Source organism: Klebsiella sp. 64 (assembly GCF_018223915.1).
GTDB classification, from domain to species: Bacteria; Pseudomonadota; Gammaproteobacteria; order Enterobacterales; family Enterobacteriaceae; genus Klebsiella; species Klebsiella pneumoniae.
Genome location: NZ_JAGRQZ010000003.1, coordinates 11,651 through 33,767 on the forward strand (window position 1 = coordinate 11,651; position 22,117 = coordinate 33,767).

Consider the following 22,117-nt stretch of genomic DNA (forward strand, 5'->3'; position numbering starts at 1 on the left):
TAAGCCAGCCACGTTACTCGTGCGCGCCGTTAACGCGCAAGCCTTTCGTCATTTTTTAAGACTCGTACCCGATACACACCGTCCTCATCGCGCTTGGCGCCGTGAATATCGGTCTCAAAGCCCGGGTAATGACGGCCGATAGAGCAAAGCATCAGCAGAAAATCGAGCACCGCCCGGCTTTCCTCGGTGATCATCTCTCCCGGCATCAGCAGCGGAACCCCCGGCGGATAAGGGAGGATCATGTTGGCCGAAATCCGCCCCACCAGGTTCTCCAGTTCAATAGTTTCCACCTCCCCCTTGATCTGGCGCTGCCAGGCGTGATGCGGCGTCATTTTCATTTCCGGCAGGACGTCAAAGGCGCTGAGCATCAGCTGCGGCAGCTGATGCTGACGGATCAAGCGGTGGATCCCCTGCGCCAGATCCTGGATCCGCATGTTGCGGTAGAAGTCGGGATCTTCGGCGTACAGATCCGGCAGCATATTTTTCACCCGCAGATTGAGATCGTAGGCGCGTTTAAACTCGGTCAGGCCGCGCAGCAGCCCCATCGCCCGGGTTTTATCGATGCCGATACTGAACAGGAACAGCAGATTGTAGGGGCCTGTTTTCTCTACCACCACGCCCCGCTCGTCGAGAAACTTCGCCACCAGCGCCGCCGGGATCCCCTCTTCATCCATATTCCCCTGCTCGTCCATGCCCGGCGTCAGAATAGTGACCTTCACCGGATCGAGATACATATGATCCGCATCGGCATCTTTGAAACCGTGCCAGTCCTCGCCCGGCGCTACCGGCCAGCACTCGGCTTTATCCACGGCTTCCGGCTGCCAGATATCAAAGAACCAGCCGTCCGACTCCTCGCGCAGTCGCTGCACCTCTTTGCGGAAGTCCAGCGCCCGCTCAATGGAGCGCTGGATCAGACGTTTACCGGAGTTGCCGCGCAGCATCGCCGCCGCGGTCTCAATCGACGCGACGATGGGGTAGCTCGGCGACGTAGAGGTATGCATCATAAAGGCTTCGTTAAAGGTCTCTTCATCATAGTTGCCTTTAATGTGGATCAGCGAGGCCTGCGACAGCGCGGCCAGCATCTTATGCGTCGACTGCGTCTCGAAGATGACTTTCCCGGGGATCCGCTCCCCGCTCATACCGCTTTTCCCCTGATATATCGGATGGAAATGGGTATAGGGCACCCAGGCGGAATCGAAATGGATCGACGGGACATCGAGCGTCTCCTTAAGCCAGGTGGTGTTATAGAGCAGACCATCGTAGGTGGAGTTGGTGATCACCGCATGCACGGGCCACTGCGCCCCGCCCGTGTCGCGCACTTTCTGCTGAATGCTGTCGCGGGTAAATTCGCGCCGGGGGATACCGCCGAGGATCCCCAGCGCGTTGCGGGTCGGCTTCAGCCACAGGGGAACCACATCGCTCATCATCAGCAGGTGGGCCAGCGATTTGTGACAGTTACGGTCAATCAGCAGGGTGCTGCCGGCGGGCGCCGAGTACATGCCGACAATTTTATTGGACGTCGAGGTGCCGTTGGTCACCATATAGCTTTGCTCGGCGCCAAAGGCGCGCGCGATATACTCCTCCGCCTCCAGGTGCGGGCCGGTATGATCCAGCAGGGAGCCCAGCTCGGTGACCGAAATCGAGACATCCGCCTTCAGCGTATTCCCGCCAAAAAAATCATAGAACAGGCAGCCCACCGGGCTTTTCTGATAGGCGCTGCCGCCCATATGACCCGGCGTACAGAAGGTATATTTTCCCTCCTGGACATAGTTGAACAGCGCGCGGGTAAACGGCGGAGTGATATTCTCCAGGTACTCGCGGGTGTACTGCCCAATGCGGGTGGCGATCTCTTCGGAGAGTCCCAGCGCATATTCGAAGAACCACAGCGTCATGCGCAAATCCTGACTGCTGACATCCATCGTCGAGTGGGCGTTAATAAAGGCGTACAGAGGAAGGTATTCATTGAGCTGATTGATATCGCTGCACAGATCGACGCTGTATTCATCCCAGTCGAAGATCACCCCGCAGATGCGCGGGTTGTGCTCGATAAACTGCAGCAGGTCGGCGCTGTTTTGCGGCCAGATGGTCTGGAAGCCCTGGCGCTGCAGCGCCGCTTCCAGTTCTTTGATCGGCTCGTCTTTGTGGTAGACGCCGTGAGGCCCCATGATGGCGATGATATTCACGCTTTCCTCCTGGTATTAACCTAAGTCAAGCATCATAGCAATCCCCCGAGCGCATCGCACATAAAAAAAGGGCCGGAAAATCCGGCCCTTAGTGTTAAGTCCTGACGAAAAAGTTAAGCGTAACCGTAGCTCATCAGACGCTGATAGCGGCGGTTCAGCAGCTCTTCTTCGCTGAGCAGATCGAGGTCTGCCAGGTCTGCCAGCAGCTGCGCCTTCAGGCTTGCCGCCATCGCTTCCGGGTTGCGGTGAGCGCCGCCCAGCGGTTCCGGAACGATAGAATCGATCAGCTTCAGCTCTTTCAGACGCGGGGCGATAATGCCCATTGCTTCCGCAGCCAGCGGCGCTTTATCCGCGCTCTTCCACAGAATGGAGGCGCAGCCTTCCGGCGAAATGACCGAATAGGTGCTGTACTGGAGCATGTTGACCTTGTCGCCCACGCCGATCGCCAGCGCGCCGCCGGAGCCGCCTTCACCGATTACGGTGCAGATAACCGGCACGCTCAGACGCGACATCTCACGCAGGTTGCGGGCGATCGCTTCCGACTGGCCACGCTCTTCCGCGCCGACGCCCGGGTAGGCGCCCGGGGTGTCGATAAAGGTGATGATCGGCATTTTAAACCGCTCAGCCATCTCCATCAGGCGTAGCGCTTTGCGGTAGCCTTCCGGCGCCGGCATCCCAAAGTTGCGGCGAATTTTCTCTTTGGTTTCACGACCTTTCTGGTGGCCGATGATCATCACCGGACGACCGTCAAGACGCGCGATACCGCCGACAATCGCTTTATCGTCAGCGAAGGCGCGGTCACCGGCCAGTTCGTCAAATTCGTCGAACGCCAGGCGGACATAATCCAGGGTGTAAGGACGGCGCGGGTGGCGCGCCAGTTGCGCAACCTGCCATGCACCGAGATCGGCGAAGATTTTGCGCGTCAGCTCTACGCTTTTCTCACGCAGACGATGCACTTCTTCGTCGATGTTAATATCCAGTTTCTCATCCTGACGGCTTACCGCAGTCAGGGAATCGATTTTCGCTTCCAGCTCTGCAATCGGCTGTTCAAAATCTAGGAAATTCAGACTCATAGTATTCCTGTATTAGTCAAACTCCAGTTCCACCTGCTCCGAGCCGATAAGGCCCCGCAGATCGTTAAGTAAACGATCGCTCGGAGAGACGCGCCATGTTGCGCCGAAACGCAACCGCGCGCGTGCATCCGCCCTCTGATAGTAGAGGTGCACTGGAATGGTTCCCGAACGGTGGGGTTCCAGAGACTGACGGAGTCGGTTTAAAAGCTGGTCATCAATTTGCCTGTCCGTCAGCGAGATAGCAAGCCCGCGAGCATATTTTTCCCGGGCTTCGTCAATGTCCATGACTTCACGGGCGGTCATTTTAAGCCCCCCGCTAAAGTCATCAAAGCTGACCTGTCCGCTGACGATAAGTATGCGGTCTTTTTCCAGCAACTGCTGATATTTATCCAGCGCGTCGGTGAATAACATCACTTCCAGCCGCCCGGAACGGTCATCCAGGGTACAGATGCCGATACGATTGCCGCGCTTGGTGACCATTACCCGCGCCGCAATCACCAGCCCCGCCGCCGTGGTGACTTTCCCACGTTCGGTCGGATGCATGTCTTTGAGCCTCACGCCGCCGACGTAGCGCTCAATCTCCTTCAGATACTGGTTAATCGGGTGTCCGGTGAGGTATAGCCCCAGGGTCTCCCTTTCACCATCCAGCACCACCTGCTCAGGCCATGGCTGGCAGCTGGCGTAGGATTGCTCAATTTGCTCGGGCTCTTCCGCCAGCACGCCGAACATATCAGCCTGGCCGATGGCCTCGGCTTTCGCGTGCTGGTCAGCGGCTTTCAACGCATCGCCCAGCGAATTCATCAGCGCCGCGCGATGTGGGCCGAGACGATCGAACGCCCCGGACATAATCAGCTTTTCCAGCACCCGACGGTTGAGCTTTTTAATATCGGTTCGCGCGCAGAGGTCGAACAGCTCGCGGAAATAGCCGCCATTGTTGCGCGCCTCAATAATCGCTTCGATCGGTCCTTCGCCGACGCCCTTGATGGCGCCAATGCCGTAGACGATCTCGCCATCGTCGTTAACGTGGAAATGGTACAGGCCGGAGTTAATATCCGGGGGCAGGATTTTTAGCCCCATTCGCCAGCACTCATCCACCAGGCCAACCACTTTCTCGGTGTTGTCCATATCGGCGGTCATCACCGCCGCCATAAACTCGGCCGGGTAGTGCGCCTTAAGCCACAGCGTCTGGTAGGAGACCAACGCGTAGGCGGCGGAGTGCGATTTGTTAAATCCGTAACCGGCGAATTTCTCCACCAGGTCGAAGATTTTCATCGCCAGTTCGCCGTCTATGCCGTTTTTCTTCGCCCCATCCTCAAAGATAGAACGCTGCTTGGCCATCTCCTCCGGCTTTTTCTTACCCATCGCACGACGCAGCATGTCCGCGCCGCCGAGGGTATATCCGGACAGCACCTGGGCAATCTGCATGACCTGTTCCTGATACAGGATGATGCCGTAGGTTGGCTCCAGCACCGGTTTCAGGCTTTCATGCTGCCACTGCACGTCCGGATAAGAGATCTCCTCGCGGCCATGCTTACGGTCGATAAAGTTATCTACCATCCCCGACTGCAGCGGGCCCGGGCGGAACAGAGCCACCAGCGCGATCATATCTTCGAAGCAGTCCGGCTGCAGGCGTTTAATCAGATCTTTCATGCCGCGCGATTCAAGCTGGAAGACCGCGGTGGTTTCCGAGCGCTGCAGCATGTCGAAGCTTTTCTTGTCATCCAGCGGGATGGCGGCGATATCCAGCGGCCCTTCGCCGTTCTTCTCACGGCGCTTGTTGATCATCTCCAGCGCCCAGTTAATGATAGTGAGCGTACGCAGACCGAGGAAGTCGAATTTCACCAGCCCGGCGTATTCCACGTCGTTCTTATCAAACTGGGTAACCGGATGCAGCCCCTGCTCATCGCAATACAGTGGCGCGAAATCGGTGATTTTGGTTGGAGCGATAACTACCCCACCGGCATGTTTACCGGCGTTTCGCGTCACCCCTTCCAGCTTACGCGCCATGTCGATCAGCGCTTTCACTTCTTCGTCCGCCTCGTAGATCTCCGGCAGCTGCGGCTCGGCCTCGAAGGCTTTCGCCAGCGTCATGCCCGGATCGGGCGGCACCAGCTTGGAGATACGATCGACAAATCCGTACGGGTGACCCAGCACGCGACCGACATCGCGGATGACCGCTTTCGCCGCCATGGTACCGAAGGTGATGATCTGCGATACCGCGTCGCGGCCGTACATATCCGCCACGTGCTCGATAACCTGGTCGCGTTTCTCCATGCAGAAGTCGACGTCGAAGTCGGGCATCGAGACACGTTCCGGGTTAAGGAAACGTTCGAACAGCAGGTCGAACTCCAGCGGGTCAAGATCGGTGATCTTCAGCGCGTAGGCCACCAGCGAACCGGCGCCGGAACCGCGTCCCGGGCCAACCGGCACGCCGTTATCCTTCGACCACTGGATAAACTCCATCACAATCAGGAAGTAGCCCGGGAACCCCATCTGGTTGATAACCTGGAGTTCAATATCCAGACGCTGGTCATACTCCGGGCGCTTTTCAGCACGGACGGCAGGATCCGGGAAGAGGAATTCCAGCCGCTCTTCCAGACCCTCTTTCGATTTCATGACCAGGAAATCTTCCGTGGTCATATCGCCGGTCGGGAACTGCGGCAGGAAATATTCGCCAAGCCGCACGGTGACGTTGCAGCGCTTGGCAATTTCAACGCTGTTCGCCAGCGCTTCCGGAATATCGGCGAACAGCTCGCACATCTCTTCCTCGCTGCGCATATATTGCTGCGGCGAGTAGTTGCGCGGCCGTTTCGGGTCGTCGAGCGTAAAGCCGTCGTGGATCGCGACGCGGATTTCATGGGCGTCGAAATCGCTGGTGTCGAGAAAGCGGACATCGTTGGTCGCCACCACCGGCAGGCCGCGCGCTTCCGCCAGCGCCACGGCGGCGTGGAGATAGGCCTCTTCATCCTGTCGACCGGTACGGATCAGCTCCAGAAAATAGCGGTCCGGGAAATGCTCTTCGTAGAAGGCGACGCACTGTTCAACCAGCGGCATATTGCCGCGGATCAGGCTGACGCCGACGTCACCTTTCCGGCCGCCGGAGAGCAGAATCAGCCCTTCCTGATGTTCCACCAGCCAGTCGCGATCGATCCACGGCCCCAGGGCGCCGTAGCCGCGCTGATAGGCACGGGAAATCAACAGGGTCAGGTTCTGGTAGCCGGTGTTGTTCGCCGCCAGCACGGTCAGCTCGGTAAATTCGTCGCCGAGCAGGTCGCACTGCACGTGAAAGTCGGCGCCGACGATCGGCTTAATCCCCGCGCCGTGTCCCGTCCCGTAGAACTTCACCAGTCCGCAGAGGTTGGTGAAATCGGTGATCGCCAGCGCTGGCATGCCAAGCGAGGCCGCCTTCTTCACCAGCGGCCCGGTCTTTGCCAGCCCATCGATCATGGAATAGTCGCTGTGCACCCGCAGGTGTACGAAACGTGGTTCAGCCATCTTTAGATCCCGGTGACTTAGTTGGACGCCAGGCCCAGGGCACGCTTCACCGGGCCAAAACTGCGCCGGTGATGCTCTGTTGCGCCGTGTTCCTGCAGCTTCTGCAGGTGAACAGCGGTGGGATAGCCTTTATGCTGGGCAAATCCGTAGTGGGGAAATGCGAGGTCCAGCGTGGCCATTTCGGCGTCACGAGTGACTTTTGCCAGAATAGACGCTGCGCTGATTTCTGCCACCCGGCTGTCGCCTTTCACCACCGCCTGGGAGGGCATCGGTAGCGACGGACAGCGGTTGCCATCGATCAGGACAAACTCAGGAACAATGCTCAGGCCGGCGACGGCGCGCTGCATCGCCAGCATAGTGGCATGCAGAATATTCAGCTCGTCGATTTCGTGCGGCTCGGCGCGCCCCAGGCTCCAGCACAGCGCTTTCTCTTTAATCTCATCGAACAGCGCCAGACGACGCTTCTCGCTGAGTTTTTTGGAATCATTCAGACCCACAATCGGCTTCGCCGGATCGAGGATCACCGCCGCGGTCACCACCGCGCCAACCAGGGGGCCACGCCCGACCTCATCGACGCCGGCAACCAGATGGGTATGCGGATAGACGAACTCCATCATTGTTTTGCTAACTCCAGTACGGCGTCCGCCGCCTGCTCATCGGCGTTGCAGCGGATCTGCTGATGCAGGGCGCGGAACGTCTCATGCATCTCATGGCTGGTTTTGCCATCGGCCAGCAGCGGCTGCAGAGCGGCTGCCAGCGCCTGGGGCTCGCACTCATCCTGCAGCAGCTCTTTAACCAGTTCGCGACCGGCCAGCAGGTTCGGTAACGAGACATAGTCGGTTTTTACCAACCGCTTCGCCAGCCAGAAGGTGAACGGCTTCATCCGGTAGCCAACCACCATCGGGCATTTCGCCAGCATACACTCCAGCGCTGCCGTCCCGGAGGCCAGCAGCGCGGCGTCGCTGGCGATCATCGCATCGCGCGCCTGACCGTCCAGCATATGCACGATCATATCCGGCGCCGTCTCAGCTTTAATACGCTCAAACTGCTCCCGCCGTTTAGCATTAACCAGCGGCACCACCACCTGCAGATCGGGATAGGTGGTGCGCAGAAGCTGCGCGGTTTTCAGGAAGTCGGCGCTAAGCATTTCGACTTCCGCGCCGCGGCTGCCGGGTAGCAGAGCGAGGCAGCGCACGCTGTGCGGGATCCCTAACCGGTCGCGCGCAGCGCCTTTGTCAGGATCCAGCGGCATCGCATCCGCCATGGTATGGCCAATAAAGCGGCAGGGGACGTTAAATTTGTCATAAAACGCCTTTTCGAAAGGCAGAAAGGCCAGCACCAGATCGGTGGATCTGCCGATTTTGAAAACGCGTTTTTGTCGCCAGGCCCAGACCGACGGGCTGACGTAGTGAATGGTTTTGATGCCCTGCTTTTTCAGATTTCCTTCGAGGGTGATATTAAAGTCAGGGGCGTCGATGCCGACGAAGACATCGGGACGCAGCTCGCCGAAGCGGCGGGTCAAATCGGCGCGAATATGGAGTAAGCGACGCAGGCGACCGAGCACTTCAACAATGCCCATCACCGCCAGCTCTTCCATTTCATACCAGGCTTCGCACCCTTCCGCCTGCATTAGCGGCCCCGCCACGCCGACAAAGCGCGCATTCGGGATGCGTGCTTTAAGCGCGCGGATGAGACCAGCGCCTAGAATATCGCCGGAGGTTTCTCCGGCGACCAGGGCAATCGTCAGGGGACGCTGTTCAGCCATTAACGAATCAAGCCGCGGGTAGAACGAGCGAAGAAATCGACAAACGGCTGAACCTCAGGATGCTGAGCAGCCAGTTCGGCAATTTCCGGCTTGGCTTCTTCCAGCGTTTTGCCGCTGCGGTACAGCAGTTTATACGCGTTGCGGATCGCGGTGATTGCTTCCCGGCTGAAGCCGCGGCGTTTCAGCCCTTCGATGTTAACGCCGAACGGCGTCGCATGGTTGCCCTGGGCAATTACGAACGGCGGAACGTCCTGCGCCACGCCGGAGCAGCCGCCAACCATAACGTGTGAGCCAATGACGCAGAACTGATGCACCGCCGTCATGCCGCCGATAATGACATAATCATCCAGCGAAACATGGCCCGCGAGCGTCGCGTTATTGGCCAGAATGCAGCGATCGCCAAGCGTACAATCGTGCGCCACGTGGGCGTTGATCATCAGCAGGTTATCGTTGCCCACCTTTGTTAATCCACCGCCCTGTACTGTGCCGCGATGAATGGTGACGCTTTCGCGAATGCGGTTGCGATCGCCAATTTCCACCCGGGTCGGTTCGCCAGCATATTTCAGATCCTGGTTAACTTCGCCGATGGAAGCGAACTGATAGATCTCATTGTCACGGCCGATTTTGGTGTGGCCGTTAACGACAACGTGAGACTTCAGCACGGAGCCTTCGCCGATTTCGACGTTAGCGCCAACAATACAAAACGGACCAATGTGGACGTTAGCGCCAATCACGGCGCCTTCTTCTACAATGGCGGTAGGATGAACAAAAGCGGTTTTATCAATCACGTATCAGGCCTCCCGGCTACGCGCACACATCATCGTCGCTTCGCAAACCACTTTACCGTCAACCAGCGCAACGCCTTTGAAACGGGTTAGGCCGCGGCGGGTTTTCTCGAAAGTGACTTCCATAATCATCTGATCGCCTGGTACTACCGGGCGTTTGAAGCGTGCTTCATCGATACCCGCGAAGTAGTACAGCTCGCCTGGTTCCAGTTTTCCGACGCTTTTGAACGCCAGAATCCCGGTGGCTTGCGCCATTGCTTCCAGAATCAGGACGCCCGGCAAAATCGGCTTACCAGGGAAGTGCCCCTGGAAAAACGGCTCGTTTACAGAAACATTTTTTACTGCGCGCAGAAAACGACCTTCTTCAAAATCCAGCACGCGGTCTACCAGCAGGAACGGGTAACGGTGAGGCAGAAGTTCCAGAATCTCTTCAATGTGCAGAGTATGAGTGTCAGTAGTCAAAATACTCTTCCTGTCTAAATGTACTAAAAGGCAATAATAACACGGCCTGCGGCAATCTTTTAGCGAATGCAACAGGCCGGAAATGTCATGTGACCAAATGATGAATTAGTCTTGTTGATTAACCTTGCGCTCAATCGCTTTCAGGCGCTTGCTCATCTCGTCGATATTCATCACCAGCGCAGCGGTTTTACGCCACGCCTTGTTCGGCTGCAGCGGAATACCGGAGGAATATACGCCAGGTTCGCTGATAGGACGCATCACCATCCCCATCCCCGTGACGGTGACCTTATCGCAGATTTCCATATGGCCGTTAATCACGCTGGCGCCGCCAATCATGCAGTAGCGGCCAATTTTCAGGCTGCCCGCCATGATAACGCCGCCAGCGACCGCGGTATTGTCGCCAATCACCACGTTATGCGCAATCTGGCACTGGTTATCGATGATAACCCCGTTGCCAATCACGGTATCGTCCAGCGCACCACGGTCAATCGTGGTGCAGGCGCCGATCTCCACGCGATCGCCAATAATGACGCGACCCAGCTGCGGGATCTTCACCCAGTTACCGCGATCGTTAGCGTAGCCGAAGCCATCCGCGCCAATCACCGTGCTGGACTGAATCAGGCAATTCTCGCCGATCTCAATCTCATGGTAAACGGTCACATTAGCCCACAAACGCGAGCCGGCGCCTATTTTCGTATTTTTCCCAACGAAGCAGCCTGCGCCGATAACTACGTTATCGCCCAGCACTACGCCGGATTCGATAACCGCGTTGGCGCCGATGGCAACGTTACTACCCAGCTTCGCCGACGGATCGATGACCGCGCTCGGCGCGATATCCTGAGCCGGCTGCGGCGTGGTATCCAGAATTTGAGCCATGCGCGCGTAGGTCAGGTAGGGGTTACGCACTACCAGAGCGGCGCTATGGGCAAAAGGTAAATCATCCTGCGTCATCACAACGGCAGAAGCCTGGCAAGCGGCCAGGTGCTCACGGTACTTAGGGTTGACCATGAAAGTGATTTGGCCCGTTTTCGCGCTCTGCATGGACGCAACGCCGGTGATGACGATATCGCCATCACCGTGTAATTCTGCATCCAACTGCTGCGCGAGATCAGCCAGTCGAATTGAAGGCATTACTTATTTAACCTGTTTCAGCACATCAGCGGTGATGTCTTTTACATCGCTGCTGTTATATGCAACGGCATTCGCGTCAACCACCAGATCGATGCTCTGATCTTTCGCTACGCTCTGTACGGCAGTCTGGATACGGGTAACCAGTTTGCCACGCTCTTCGTTGGAACGACGTGCGCGATCCTGTTCAAACGCCTGCGCTTTCTGGGAGAAGGTCTGGCGCTGTGCCATCACGTCTTTTTCCAGTTTGGTACGATCGGCGCCCGGCTTCATGGACTGCAGACGCTGCATTTTGGACTGCAGGTCGCCTTCCATACGCTGCAGTTCGCTAGCGCGGCCTTTGAACTCGTTTTCCAGCGTGTTGGAAACGCCAGTTTTCTGGGCAACCTGTTGGAACAGGCTGTTCATGTTCACCAGGGCAATTTTATCTGCCGCCTGAGCGGAAGTTACCATTGCCAAACCCAGACCTGCAGCTAATAACCACTTTTTCACAATAAACTCCTTACCATCCCATGAGTACCCAGGGGTACCGTTATTTGCGTGGCGAGGCGATAAACGCGTTATCGCCTACGGTCAGCGCTATACTGCACTTGCATTCCGTTGCCGCCAACAATTACCAGGTTTTACCAATGTTAAACTGGAACTGTTCGGCTTTGTCTCCATCGTACTTTTTGAACGGTTGGGCGTAGGAGAAGACCAACGGCCCCAACGGCGACATCCACTGCACGGCAATACCCGCAGACATACGGATGTTGCTCGGATCGCTGTAATCCGGATAACCCGCGTACGCGCTCGAATCCCAGTGAGTATCCCATACGGTACCCATATCCCAGAAGACGGAAGTCCGGACCGAGTTCGCATATTTGTCACTAATAAACGGCGTCGGGGTAATCAGCTCAAGGCTGGCCACCGCCATCGCGTTACCGCCAACCGCATCATCGGATTTACACGGTGCGGATTCGGTGCTCTTACAGTCATTGGTATAACCGCTATCGCCATCATGACGGCTGCTCGACGGGAAGTACACCGCCTTCGGACCAATGGTGTTCGACTGGAAGCCACGCACGGTGCTGGAACCACCGGCATAGAAGTTCTCATAGAACGGCATCTCTTTGCCGCCGATACCATCGCCATAACCAAAGCGCGTACGACCCAGTACTACCCACTGATGATCGTTGTCGATCGGCACGTAGGTCGCGGTATCCAGCGTCGCTTTGTAGTACTCGTTGTCTGAGCCCGGAATGGTCACCTTACCGTTCAGGTTGACGCGCGAACCTTCCGTTGGGAAGAAGCCGCGGTCAAGCTTGTTATAGGTCCAACCGTAGTTGAAGGTGAAGTCATTCGCACTGAACGAGTTCCGGTCGTTGGTGTTGTCCGGATACTGGCCCATCGAGTTAAGGTAACGCCACATTGCCACCTGCGGCTGCATATTGGACAGGGAGTTATGCACATAACCGACGCCGGCGCGCAGCGTGTTGTATTCATTGACCGGGAAGCCCAGCGTAATGTCTGTACCATAGCTTTTGTTGGTATAGTCAGACAGATCCGCATCGTTTGCATCAAAGTCATTATAGAAGACACGACCGCCGAGGCTTACACCGTCTACGGTGAAGTACGGGTTGGTCACCGACAGCTCGGTATAGGTCTGGTAGTCGTTTTTGGTACCGTTGATCCCGACAGCATAGCCAGTACCTAACCAGTTATCCTGCTGAACGCCCGCCTGGAAGCTGACGCCGCTCTCGGTGCCGTAGCCGATACCGAAGTTGAAGCTACCGGTGTTACGCTCTTTCACCTTGTAGACAACGTCGACCTGGTCCGGGCTGCCCGGCACGCGCTGGGTATCAGTATCCACCGTTTCAAAGAAACCTAAACGATTGAGACGGTCTTTACCCTGATCGACGAGGTCGCTGCCCAGCCATGCGCCTTCCATCTGGCGCATTTCGCGGCGCAGTACGGCATCTTTAGAGGTGTCGTTGCCTTCGAAGCGAATTTTACGCACGTAATAACGGTTGCCTGCGTCGACGTTAACGTGCAGCTTAACGGTTTTATCGCTGTCGTTGATCTCCGGCTGCGACTGCACGCGCGGATAGGCGTAACCATAACGACCCAACAGTTTCTTGATGTCGTTTTCCATCTTGGTCACTTTCGCGCCGTTGTACAGTTCGCCTGGCTCAACTTTAGTCAGCGCTTCGATTTCCGCGGAATGGCCAGCGAGGTTGCCCGTCACCTGCACTCCGGAAAACTTGTACTGATCGCCTTCGGTGATGTTGACGGTGATGTAGATCCCTTTCTTATCCGGCGTCAGGCTGACCTGGGTAGAATCGATGTTGAAACGGGCATAGCCGCGATCCAGGTAGTAGCTGCGCAGGGTTTCAAGGTCGCCCGCTAGCTTCTGCTTCTGGTATTTACGGTCGCCGACCACGTTCCACCACGGCACCTCATCGCGCAGCTGGAAGTGGGAGATCAGCTCATCGGTCGAAAACGCATGGTTGCCGACGATGTTGATCTGTTGAATTTTTGCGGAGACGCCTTCCTGGAAGACCAGCTTCAAATCGACACGGTTACGCGGCAGCGGCGTAACGACTGCTTTGACGCTGGCGCTGTATTTACCGACGCTGTAGTAGAAGTCTTCAAGACCCTTCTCGATATCCGCGATGGTCGTGCGGTCAAGCGACTCGCCCACCCGAACGCCTGAGGCCTCAAGGTTCTGCTTCAGCATGTCATCTTTCACCGACTTGTTGCCGGAGAAGGTGATGCTGGCGATCGTCGGACGCTCTTTCACCTGCACCAGCAGGGTATCACCATCGCGCAGGACGCGGACGTCCTCGAAGTTGCCAGTGGCAAACAGCGCGCGAATAGTGTTACTGATATCATCGTCGGTCACCGTATCGCCAGGACGCACTGGCATACTGAGGAGGGCCGCACCAACAGCGACACGCTGCAAGCCTTCGAAATGAATGTCCTTCACCACGAACCCTTCAGCACCGTATACAGTCGCGCTGCTAAACAGCAGCGACGCTATGAGCAACTTTTTCATCGCCATCGTTATTATGCGTTCTTCCTAACAAACTCTCTTATAACCGAGAGAAATCATTGAAAAGTGCAAGCCCCATTAACAGCACCAGCAGTATTGAGCCAATGCGATAACTAAAGTCTTGAACTCGCTCGGATACCGGCCCGCCCTTCAGCTTTTCAATCGCTAAAAACAGCAGATGTCCCCCATCCAGTACGGGTAGAGGGAACAGGTTGATGATTCCGAGGTTCACGCTAATCAGCGCCAGGAACATCAGATAATAAATCAACCCAAACTCCGCTGACATTCCAGCCCCCTGAGCGATAGAGATCGGCCCACTGAGGTTGTTCAGTTTGACATCACCGGTTATCAATTTACCCAGCATCCTGACCGTCAGCGACATCAGCTGCCAGGTTTTATCCGTGGCTTCAGCGATGGCGGCAAACGGTCCGTACTGACGTACTGTCTTGTATTCTTCAGGCAGCGGGATGACCTTTGGCACCACCCCTGCGAACCCTTCCGCCTTACCTTTCACCGTTTTCGCATCCGGCGTCAGGGTTAACGGCAGCACACTCCCCTGCCGTTCAATCTCCAGCGCCAGCGCTTTGCCCGGATTATCGCGCACCAGATTAACAAACGTCATCCACTGCGTTAACGGTTGACCATCGACTTTAACGATCCGGTCGCCCGCTTGCAAACCCGCTTTCTGGGCTGCCGATCCCGCCTGAACCTCAGCCAGCACCGTATCAATCTGCGCGCTGCGCGGCTGGATCCCCAGCGAGGTCACGGGATCTTGCTTGTCTGGCTCAAACGACCAGTGCCGCAGATCGACGATTTTATCCTGGCGCTGATTGGTCCCGAAAGGGGCGACGGTAACTATTGTTTGCGGGTTGCCGATTTTGGCCACCAGCTGCAGACGCACCGCATCCCAATCAGGCGTTTCGATACCATCTATCGCTTTAAGTTCCGTTCCTTTTGCAATTTGTGCTTGCGCGGCAACCGAATTGGGCGTTATTTCACCCACCACCGGCCGCACGCCGGGAACGCCGATGATAAAGACCAGCCAGTAAGCAAAGATAGCGAAAATGAAGTTAGCGATGGGGCCGGCGGCAATCACCGCCGCACGCTGACCGACGGTTTTATTGTTGAAGGCATAGTGACGCATCTCCGGCGCCACCGCTTCAACACGCTCATCCAGCATCTTGACGTAGCCGCCCAGTGGGATCAGGGCGATGACGAACTCTGTGCCCTGCTTATCCATCCGCCGCCACAGCGCTTTGCCGAAGCCGATAGAAAAACGCTCAACCCGGATACCGCAGCGGCGCGCCACCCAAAAATGGCCAAACTCATGCACCGTAATCAGTACGCCAAGCGCAATGATAAAAGCCGCCAGATTCCAGAGCACGCTCAGCATATAACCTTCCGTCAAATCGTCCTGAAGACCAACAGTAGCAGACAGGCGAAGACCGGTACCGCCGCCGTCAGGCTGTCGATACGATCGAGAATACCACCATGTCCGGGAATCAAGTGCCCGCTATCCTTAATGCCGGCCTCGCGCTTAAACATACTTTCCGTCAGGTCGCCCAGCACCGAAGCCAGGGCCGCCACCACCGAACAGACCAGCAGCACCGTCGGCGTGACGTCAAGATGGGCCCACACGCCGTAGGCCCAGGAAATCACTGCCGCGGTCAGCAAACCGCCAAAAAAGCCCTGCCAGGTTTTACCCGGTGAGACCTTCGGCGCCAGCTTGTGCTTGCCAAACATTTTACCAAACATATAGGCGCCAGAGTCCGCGCCCCACACCAGGATCATGACGTACAGCAGCCACAGCGCGCCGCTATAGTGGTTATCGGCATAGTGCCAGGCGCGCAGCGCCAGCATGCCCCAGAAAAACGGGACGATGGTCAGAATGCCGAAGATGAGGCGCAGCACCTTAGAGTGGCGCCAGAATGCCGCCGACGCCGGGTATGAGAGCACCAGCAGTAACGCGACGATCCACCAGGCAAAAGAGGCCCATAGCGACCCTTCAACCATCGGTTGATGAACGTCATAGTGGTATTCAGGCAGCAGAAAAAGCATCGCCGCCAGCAGAAGGCCGCACAGCACCGCCAGCCAAACCCGCTGCGACGTCGAGGTAAAACCGCTCAGTTGTCCCCACTCCCAGGCGGCGAGCATACAGACCACCAGGGTGACGATAGCAAAGCCCATCGGCGGCAATAAAAACAATGCCGCAATGACGATGGGGATTAAGACGAAAGCAGATATCAGGCGATACTTCAGCAAAAGTGACCCCCATCAGGCATGACTGCCACCCGGCTCAGTGCCGCCGAAACGACGCTCTCGATTAACAAAGGCATGGAGTGCACCTTCAAAGTCCTGTTCAGCAAAATCGGGCCAAAGAACATCCGTAAAGTAAAGTTCGGCATAGGCAATTTGCCAAATCAGAAAGTTACTTATTCGGTGCTCTCCCCCGGTCCTAATAACTAAATCAACGGGAGCCAGTTCATGCATGCAGACCTGCTGACTCAGCATGTCTTCCGTGATCTGCTCAGGCAGCAGCGTCCCGTCCTGTACCTGTTTCGCCAGCAAACGAACGCCCTGGGTAATATCCCAGCGACCGCCGTAATTGGCTGCAATATTCAGCGTTAAGCCGGTATTGTTTGCGGTTAGCGCTTCCGCTTTGCGGATCCGCTCCTGCAGGCGCGCATTGAAGCGCGTGGTGTCGCCAATAATCCGCAGACGCACATTGTGTCGGTGCAGGCTTTTGACTTCGCTATCCAGCGCCCAGACGAACAGTTCCATCAGCGCACTGACTTCCTGAGCCGGACGGTTCCAGTTTTCGCTGCTGAACGCGTATAACGTTAACGCCTCAATCCCATTATTCGCCGCGAAGGAGACCGCGCGACGCACGGATTTCGCCCCGGCCTTATGCCCGAAAGCGCGAATTTTACCTTGCCGTTTCGCCCAACGGCCGTTGCCATCCATAATAATGGCGACATGACGGCAGCCATGGGTGGGCGATATTTCGCTGACAGTTTGATTAGCAGACAACATCACGCGTTTTAAGTCCATAATAAGGATTAACTAGCCACCAAACAGAGGCCACCGGGCCGCGCTGGATACGCATTTTTATCCGGTGCCGGGGCTGCAGCCAATCGCAGAGAACAACCAAAAGCTTTACGCAAAAAAGCCGTGTTTTGTCACGGCCACCGTAATCTTTAACAACAAAATGCAACGATCGGGTGGCGCAGACTATATCACCGAAGCCTTGCGCCCACAAATATCACCGCGTTACGCCTGCGCAACCAACCGCTGCAGCTGCTGGTGAGCGATTGCGCGCGCCTCGGCGTCGATAACCAGAACATCATCAATGCTTTGCGGCTCCTGCAGGTCCATCTTATCCAGCACCGCCAGGTTAACCGCCGCAATATCGGTAAAGCGGATATCGCCATGCAGAAACGCGGCAACCGACTCTTCATTAGCCGCATTCAGCGTCGTGGTCGCGGCCTGGCCGACGTCAAACGCGTCCATCGCCAGCTTCAGGCACGGATATCGCGTATAGTCCGGCGCGGAGAAGCTCAGATTGCTCAACTGACAGAAGTCCAGCGGTTTAACGCCGGAATTCAGTCGCTGCGGCCAGCCCATGGTATGGGCGATCGGCGTGCGCATATCCGGCTCCCCAAGCTGGGCCAGCACGCTGCCATCCTGATAGCGAACCATCGAGTGGATCACCGACTGCGGATGGATCAGCACTTCCATCTGCTGGGCCGAGGCGTTAAACAGCCAGCGCGCTTCAATATATTCCAGGCCTTTGTTCATCATCGTGGCCGAATCGACGGAGATCTTGCGCCCCATCGACCAGTTGGGATGACGGCAGGCCTGATCCGGGGTCATCGCCGCCAGTTCAGCCACGGCCGTCTCGCGGAAAGGCCCACCGGAGCCGGTCAGCAGGATTGACGAGACGCCATTCCGGGCAAGATCAGCGTATCCCAGATGCTGCTGAATTGTCTCCGGCATACTCTGAAAAATAGCGTTATGCTCGCTATCGACCGGTAGCAATCGCGCCCCCGACTGTTGCACCGCCTCCATGAATAAGCGACCGCAGGTCACCAGCGATTCTTTATTCGCTAACAATACCGTTTTCCCGGCGCGGATCGCCGCCAGCGTCGGCACCAGTCCCGCCGCGCCGACGATTGCCGCCATGACCTGATCGACCTCATCCAGCGCCGCGACCTCGGCCGCCGCCTGCTGGCCGCTTAGCACCTCGGTGCGACTGCCATGCTCATGCAGACCGGTGCGCAACCGCTCAGCGCTTTGCGCATCGTCCATCACCGCGTAACGGGGGGTAAATTCCAGGCATTGTTCAACCATACGGTCAACGTTTTTCCCCGCGACCAGCGCGGCGACGGAAAAGCGACCAGGGTTATGGCGCACCACGTCCAGCGTGCTACAGCCAATGGAGCCGGTCGAACCGAGAACGGTTAATTGCTTCATGAGACGTCCAGAAGAGTGGAAACAGAATAAAAAGCAAAACGCCGCCAGCAAGCCCCTACGCAGCAACTATCGGGGATGAGACGGCGGCATTAGGCCTTCAACTAAGCGCTAAAGGCTACAAGGCCAGCGGTTGCAACGCAATCCCGAGAATTGAGCGTACAGTCTTCTGTACGGCGTTTCAGATTTTACTCAGGCCAGAGCCTGTCTGGCCCGAGTAAGGGCAGAGCATTAGAACTGCATCAGTTCCGCTTCTTTGTCTGCCAGCGCCGCGTCAACTTTTTTGATGGCGGCGTCAGTCATTTTCTGCACGTCGTCCTGAGAACGGCGATCGTCATCTTCGCTGATCTCTTTTTCTTTCAGCAGCGCTTTGACTTTATCGTTGGCGTCACGGCGAACGTTACGCACGGCAACGCGCGCCTGCTCGGCTTCACCACGCACGATCTTGGTCAGGTCTTTACGACGCTCTTCGGTCAGCGGCGGCAGCGGGACACGAATATCGCTGCCGGCAGAGCTTGGGTTCAGACCGAGGTCTGAGGCCATGATCGCTTTTTCAACGGCCGCGGACATAGAACGGTCAAAGACGTTGATTTTCAGGGTACGGGAGTCTTCGACAGTGACGCTGGCCAGCTGGCGCAGCGGGGTCGGAGTACCGTAGTATTCAACAACAATCCCGTCCAGCAGGCTCGGAGAAGCACGACCCGTGCGAATTTTGCTGATTTGGTTTTTGAATGCTTCGACGCATTTTTCCATGCGGATTTCAGCATCTTTTCTGATATCGCTAATCACGTTACGAATCCTTGAAAGCTTGTCTCAGTCAGACCAGACGGGACACCCGTCGGAAAATGAGCTAAGTATAGTCAGATTTAATGAAAATCACCGGGCAATATCCCCGCGAAAGTAAAGCGGAATATTACCCGGATTTGGCGCTGACGGGAATTATTCCGTGATCAATGTGCCTTCTTTTTCGCCCATCACCACGCGACGCAGGGCGCCAGGTTTGTTCATGTTGAAGACGCGAATCGGTAATTTATGGTCACGCGCCAGGGTGAAGGCCGCCAGATCCATGACTTTCAGCTCTTTTTCCAGAACTTCGCTGTAGGTCAGCTGATCGTACATGGTGGCAGAAGGATCTTTTGCCGGGTCAGCGGTGAATACGCCGTCAACCTTAGTGGCTTTCAGCACCACATCGGCTTCAATTTCGATACCGCGCAGGCAGGCTGCGGAATCGGTGGTAAAGAACGGGTTGCCGGTACCAGCGGAGAGGATCACTACGCGGTTGTTGCGCAGCAGGCTGATCGCCTCTGCCCAGCTGTAGTTGTCGCATACGCCGTTCAGCGGAATGGCGGACATCAGACGAGCGTTCACATAGGCGCGGTGGAGCGCATCACGCATTGCGAGGCCGTTCATGACCGTTGCCAGCATGCCCATGTGGTCGCCCACAACGCGGTTCATACCCGCTTTCGCCAGACCAGCACCACGGAACAGGTTACCGCCACCAATTACTACGCCAACCTGAATACCCAGCTCAACCAGCTCTTTGATCTCCTGAGCCATGCGGTCAAGTATGCTTGCATCAATACCGAAGCCTTCTGAGCCCTGCAGCGCTTCGCCACTTAATTTCAGCAGAATACGTTTGTAGACGGGTTTTGCATTGGTAGCCATGTTTCTTTCCTGAGACTGTCAACGAATGAGATGTGTTAATTCCGGCGACATTGTATGTCGCATTTCAGCGCGGCCACTATAAGCAGTTGGCTGAATTTACAAAATGGGCGCAAAAAGAAGCCGCCCTCAGGCGGCTCCTTTTTTTAAAAATTAAGACTGCTTGGACATCGCAGCAACTTCTGCTGCAAAGTCAGTCTCAACTTTCTCAATGCCTTCGCCCACTTCAAAGCGGATGAAGCCAGTCACGTCAGCGTTGTGCTCTTTCAGCAGCTGGCCAACAGATTTGCTCGGCTCCATAACGAAAGGCTGACCAGTCAGAGAAACTTCGCCGGTGAATTTCTTCATGCGGCCTTCAACCATTTTCTCTGCGATTTCTTTCGGCTTACCGGACTGCATCGCGATGTCCAGCTGAACCTGGTACTCTTTCTCTACCACTTCAGCAGACACGTCTTCCGGCTTAACGAATTCCGGCTTGCTTGCAGCAACGTGCATTGCCAGCTGCTTAACCAGCTCTTCGTCAGCGCCTTTAGCGGCAACCAGAACGCCGATACGCGCACCGTGCTGGTAGCTGCCCAGAACGTCGCCTTCCAGAACAGCGATACGACGGATGTTGATGTTCTCGCCGATTTTAGCAACCAGCGCAACACGTTCTTCTTCGAACTGCGCTTTCAGAACTTCAACGTCGGAGATTTTACCTGCAACAGCGGCGTCCAGTACTTTGTCGGCAAATGCCTGGAAACCACCATCTTTAGCAACGAAGTCAGTCTGGCAGTTAACTTCCAGAATGTAACCGTAGTTGCCTTCGATTTTGGTTTTGATCACGCCGTCAGCAGCCACGTTGCCTGCTTTCTTCGCCGCTTTGATCGCGCCGGATTTACGCATGTTTTCGATTGCCAGCTCGATGTCGCCATTCGCTTCAGTCAGCGCTTTTTTGCAATCCATCATGCCTGCGCCAGTACGTTCGCGCAGCTCTTTTACCAGGGAAGCGGTAATTTCAGCCATTCTAAAATCCTCGGGAGATGTGGATACTGCCCGGCCAACGGCCAAACAGCGTAAATTGAAAAAAGGGGCCGATAATGGGCCCCTATTCATACACGGTACTAATAAGGGCTTAAACCTTATTATTCAGCTTCTACGAAGCTTTCTTCCGCCTGAGAAGCCAGGTCCTGAGAGCGACCTTCACGAACGGTAGCAGCAACAGCGCCCAGGTACAGGCTTACTGCGCGGATTGCATCGTCGTTACCCGGGATAACGAAGTCTACGCCGTCCGGATCAGAGTTGGTATCAACGATAGCAAATACCGGGATGCCCAGGTTGTTTGCTTCTTTGATAGCGATGTGCTCGTGGTCAGCGTCGATAACGAACAGTGCGTCCGGCAGGCCGCCCATATCTTTGATACCGCCCAGGCTGTTTTCCAGCTTGTCCAGCTCACGAGTGCGCATCAGCGCTTCTTTCTTGGTCAGCTTGTCGAAAGTACCGTCCTGGGACTGAGTTTCCAGGTCTTTCAGACGTTTGATGGACTGACGAACGGTTTTCCAGTTAGTCAGCATACCGCCCAGCCAGCGATGGTTCACGAAGAACTGATCGCAGCTCAGAGCAGCGTCTTTTACCGCTTCGCTTGCAGCGCGCTTAGTACCAACGAAAAGGATTTTACCTTTACGAGCAGCGATCTTGTTCAGTTCAGCCAGAGCTTCGTTGAACATCGGTACGGTTTTCTCAAGGTTGATGATGTGAACTTTGTTACGCGCGCCGAAGATGAAAGGCTTCATTTTCGGGTTCCAGTAACGGGTCTGGTGACCGAAGTGAACACCAGCCTTGAGCATGTCGCGCATGGAAACAGTTGCCATGTTTAAAACCTCTATAGATTAAATTGGGGTTATGCCTCCACGTATCCCATATTACCGACCCCGAAGGGCACCCCGGAATATGTGCCGATACGTGTGTGTTATTACACAAAGTGAGCTATGTCGCTTACGTCCATCCTTGTGTATCTGAGATGGAACGGAAGTCCGGCGCGCTTTATACCACAAAATCCATCCAGACACCAACTCTTGTTG

18 protein-coding genes are annotated in these 22,117 nt (G+C 56.2%); all 18 read right to left on the reverse strand.

What is annotated here, in order from left to right:
• Nucleotides 1-29: 29 nt before the first annotated feature.
• The 18 genes from KHQ23_RS03260 to rpsB all read right to left on the reverse strand — a co-directional run bounded on the left by KHQ23_RS03260 (nucleotide 30) and on the right by rpsB (nucleotide 21,907).
• Nucleotides 30-2,183, reverse strand: a complete 2,154-nt coding sequence (locus KHQ23_RS03260; protein ID WP_002889384.1) for a lysine decarboxylase LdcC — start codon at nucleotides 2,181-2,183, stop codon at nucleotides 30-32.
• 113 nt (nucleotides 2,184-2,296) lie between these two features.
• A complete protein-coding gene (gene accA, locus KHQ23_RS03265) occupies nucleotides 2,297-3,256 on the reverse strand; it encodes an acetyl-CoA carboxylase carboxyl transferase subunit alpha (protein WP_004145855.1) in 960 nt (319 codons plus the stop codon).
• A 12-nt stretch (nucleotides 3,257-3,268) separates the two neighbouring features.
• Complete coding sequence (gene dnaE, locus KHQ23_RS03270; protein ID WP_004177353.1) at nucleotides 3,269-6,751, reverse strand: DNA polymerase III subunit alpha; 3,483 nt, start codon at nucleotides 6,749-6,751, stop codon at nucleotides 3,269-3,271.
• Between the two features lie 17 nt (nucleotides 6,752-6,768).
• Nucleotides 6,769-7,368 carry a ribonuclease HII gene (gene rnhB / locus KHQ23_RS03275; protein ID WP_002889376.1) on the reverse strand — a complete coding sequence of 200 codons (600 nt, stop codon included), beginning with the start codon at nucleotides 7,366-7,368 and terminating at the stop codon, nucleotides 6,769-6,771.
• On the reverse strand, nucleotides 7,365-8,516 hold the full coding sequence (gene lpxB, locus KHQ23_RS03280; protein ID WP_004177355.1) for a lipid-A-disaccharide synthase: 1,152 nt from the start codon (nucleotides 8,514-8,516) through the stop codon (nucleotides 7,365-7,367). The genes rnhB and lpxB overlap by 4 nt, the downstream gene beginning before the upstream one ends.
• Nucleotides 8,516-9,304 carry an acyl-ACP--UDP-N-acetylglucosamine O-acyltransferase gene (gene lpxA / locus KHQ23_RS03285; RefSeq protein WP_004177356.1) on the reverse strand — a complete coding sequence of 263 codons (789 nt, stop codon included), beginning with the start codon at nucleotides 9,302-9,304 and terminating at the stop codon, nucleotides 8,516-8,518. Before lpxA ends, lpxB begins: the two co-directional genes overlap by 1 nt.
• A 3-nt stretch (nucleotides 9,305-9,307) precedes the next feature.
• Nucleotides 9,308-9,763: a 3-hydroxyacyl-ACP dehydratase FabZ gene (gene fabZ, locus KHQ23_RS03290; RefSeq protein WP_004145858.1), complete on the reverse strand. Its 456-nt coding sequence runs from the start codon at nucleotides 9,761-9,763 to the stop codon at nucleotides 9,308-9,310.
• A gap of 105 nt (nucleotides 9,764-9,868) precedes the next feature.
• Nucleotides 9,869-10,894 carry a UDP-3-O-(3-hydroxymyristoyl)glucosamine N-acyltransferase gene (gene lpxD, locus KHQ23_RS03295; RefSeq protein WP_002889327.1) on the reverse strand — a complete coding sequence of 342 codons (1,026 nt, stop codon included), beginning with the start codon at nucleotides 10,892-10,894 and terminating at the stop codon, nucleotides 9,869-9,871.
• 3 nt (nucleotides 10,895-10,897) lie between these two features.
• Complete coding sequence (gene skp, locus KHQ23_RS03300; protein ID WP_002889325.1) at nucleotides 10,898-11,383, reverse strand: molecular chaperone Skp; 486 nt, start codon at nucleotides 11,381-11,383, stop codon at nucleotides 10,898-10,900.
• A gap of 121 nt (nucleotides 11,384-11,504) precedes the next feature.
• Nucleotides 11,505-13,934 carry an outer membrane protein assembly factor BamA gene (gene bamA / locus KHQ23_RS03305; protein ID WP_004177357.1) on the reverse strand — a complete coding sequence of 810 codons (2,430 nt, stop codon included), beginning with the start codon at nucleotides 13,932-13,934 and terminating at the stop codon, nucleotides 11,505-11,507.
• A 31-nt stretch (nucleotides 13,935-13,965) separates the two neighbouring features.
• Entirely contained in the window at nucleotides 13,966-15,318 is a 1,353-nt protein-coding gene (gene rseP / locus KHQ23_RS03310; RefSeq protein ID WP_002889320.1) for a sigma E protease regulator RseP, read from the reverse strand.
• An 11-nt stretch (nucleotides 15,319-15,329) separates the two neighbouring features.
• Nucleotides 15,330-16,187, reverse strand: a complete 858-nt coding sequence (gene cdsA / locus KHQ23_RS03315; RefSeq protein ID WP_002889318.1) for a phosphatidate cytidylyltransferase — start codon at nucleotides 16,185-16,187, stop codon at nucleotides 15,330-15,332.
• A gap of 12 nt (nucleotides 16,188-16,199) precedes the next feature.
• Nucleotides 16,200-16,958, reverse strand: a complete 759-nt coding sequence (ispU, locus tag KHQ23_RS03320; RefSeq protein WP_002889316.1) for a (2E,6E)-farnesyl-diphosphate-specific ditrans,polycis-undecaprenyl-diphosphate synthase — start codon at nucleotides 16,956-16,958, stop codon at nucleotides 16,200-16,202.
• 237 nt (nucleotides 16,959-17,195) lie between these two features.
• Nucleotides 17,196-18,398, reverse strand: a complete 1,203-nt coding sequence (ispC, locus tag KHQ23_RS03325; RefSeq protein ID WP_020804565.1) for a 1-deoxy-D-xylulose-5-phosphate reductoisomerase — start codon at nucleotides 18,396-18,398, stop codon at nucleotides 17,196-17,198.
• 228 nt (nucleotides 18,399-18,626) lie between these two features.
• Nucleotides 18,627-19,184: a ribosome recycling factor gene (gene frr, locus KHQ23_RS03330; protein ID WP_002889308.1), complete on the reverse strand. Its 558-nt coding sequence runs from the start codon at nucleotides 19,182-19,184 to the stop codon at nucleotides 18,627-18,629.
• A gap of 150 nt (nucleotides 19,185-19,334) precedes the next feature.
• Nucleotides 19,335-20,060 (reverse strand): UMP kinase, encoded by a 726-nt coding sequence (gene pyrH, locus KHQ23_RS03335; protein WP_002889306.1) that lies wholly within the window; start codon nucleotides 20,058-20,060, stop codon nucleotides 19,335-19,337.
• 150 nt (nucleotides 20,061-20,210) lie between these two features.
• Nucleotides 20,211-21,062 carry a translation elongation factor Ts gene (tsf, locus tag KHQ23_RS03340; RefSeq protein WP_004151930.1) on the reverse strand — a complete coding sequence of 284 codons (852 nt, stop codon included), beginning with the start codon at nucleotides 21,060-21,062 and terminating at the stop codon, nucleotides 20,211-20,213.
• A 119-nt stretch (nucleotides 21,063-21,181) separates the two neighbouring features.
• On the reverse strand, nucleotides 21,182-21,907 hold the full coding sequence (gene rpsB, locus KHQ23_RS03345; protein ID WP_002889299.1) for a 30S ribosomal protein S2: 726 nt from the start codon (nucleotides 21,905-21,907) through the stop codon (nucleotides 21,182-21,184).
• Nucleotides 21,908-22,117: the final 210 nt, after the last annotated feature.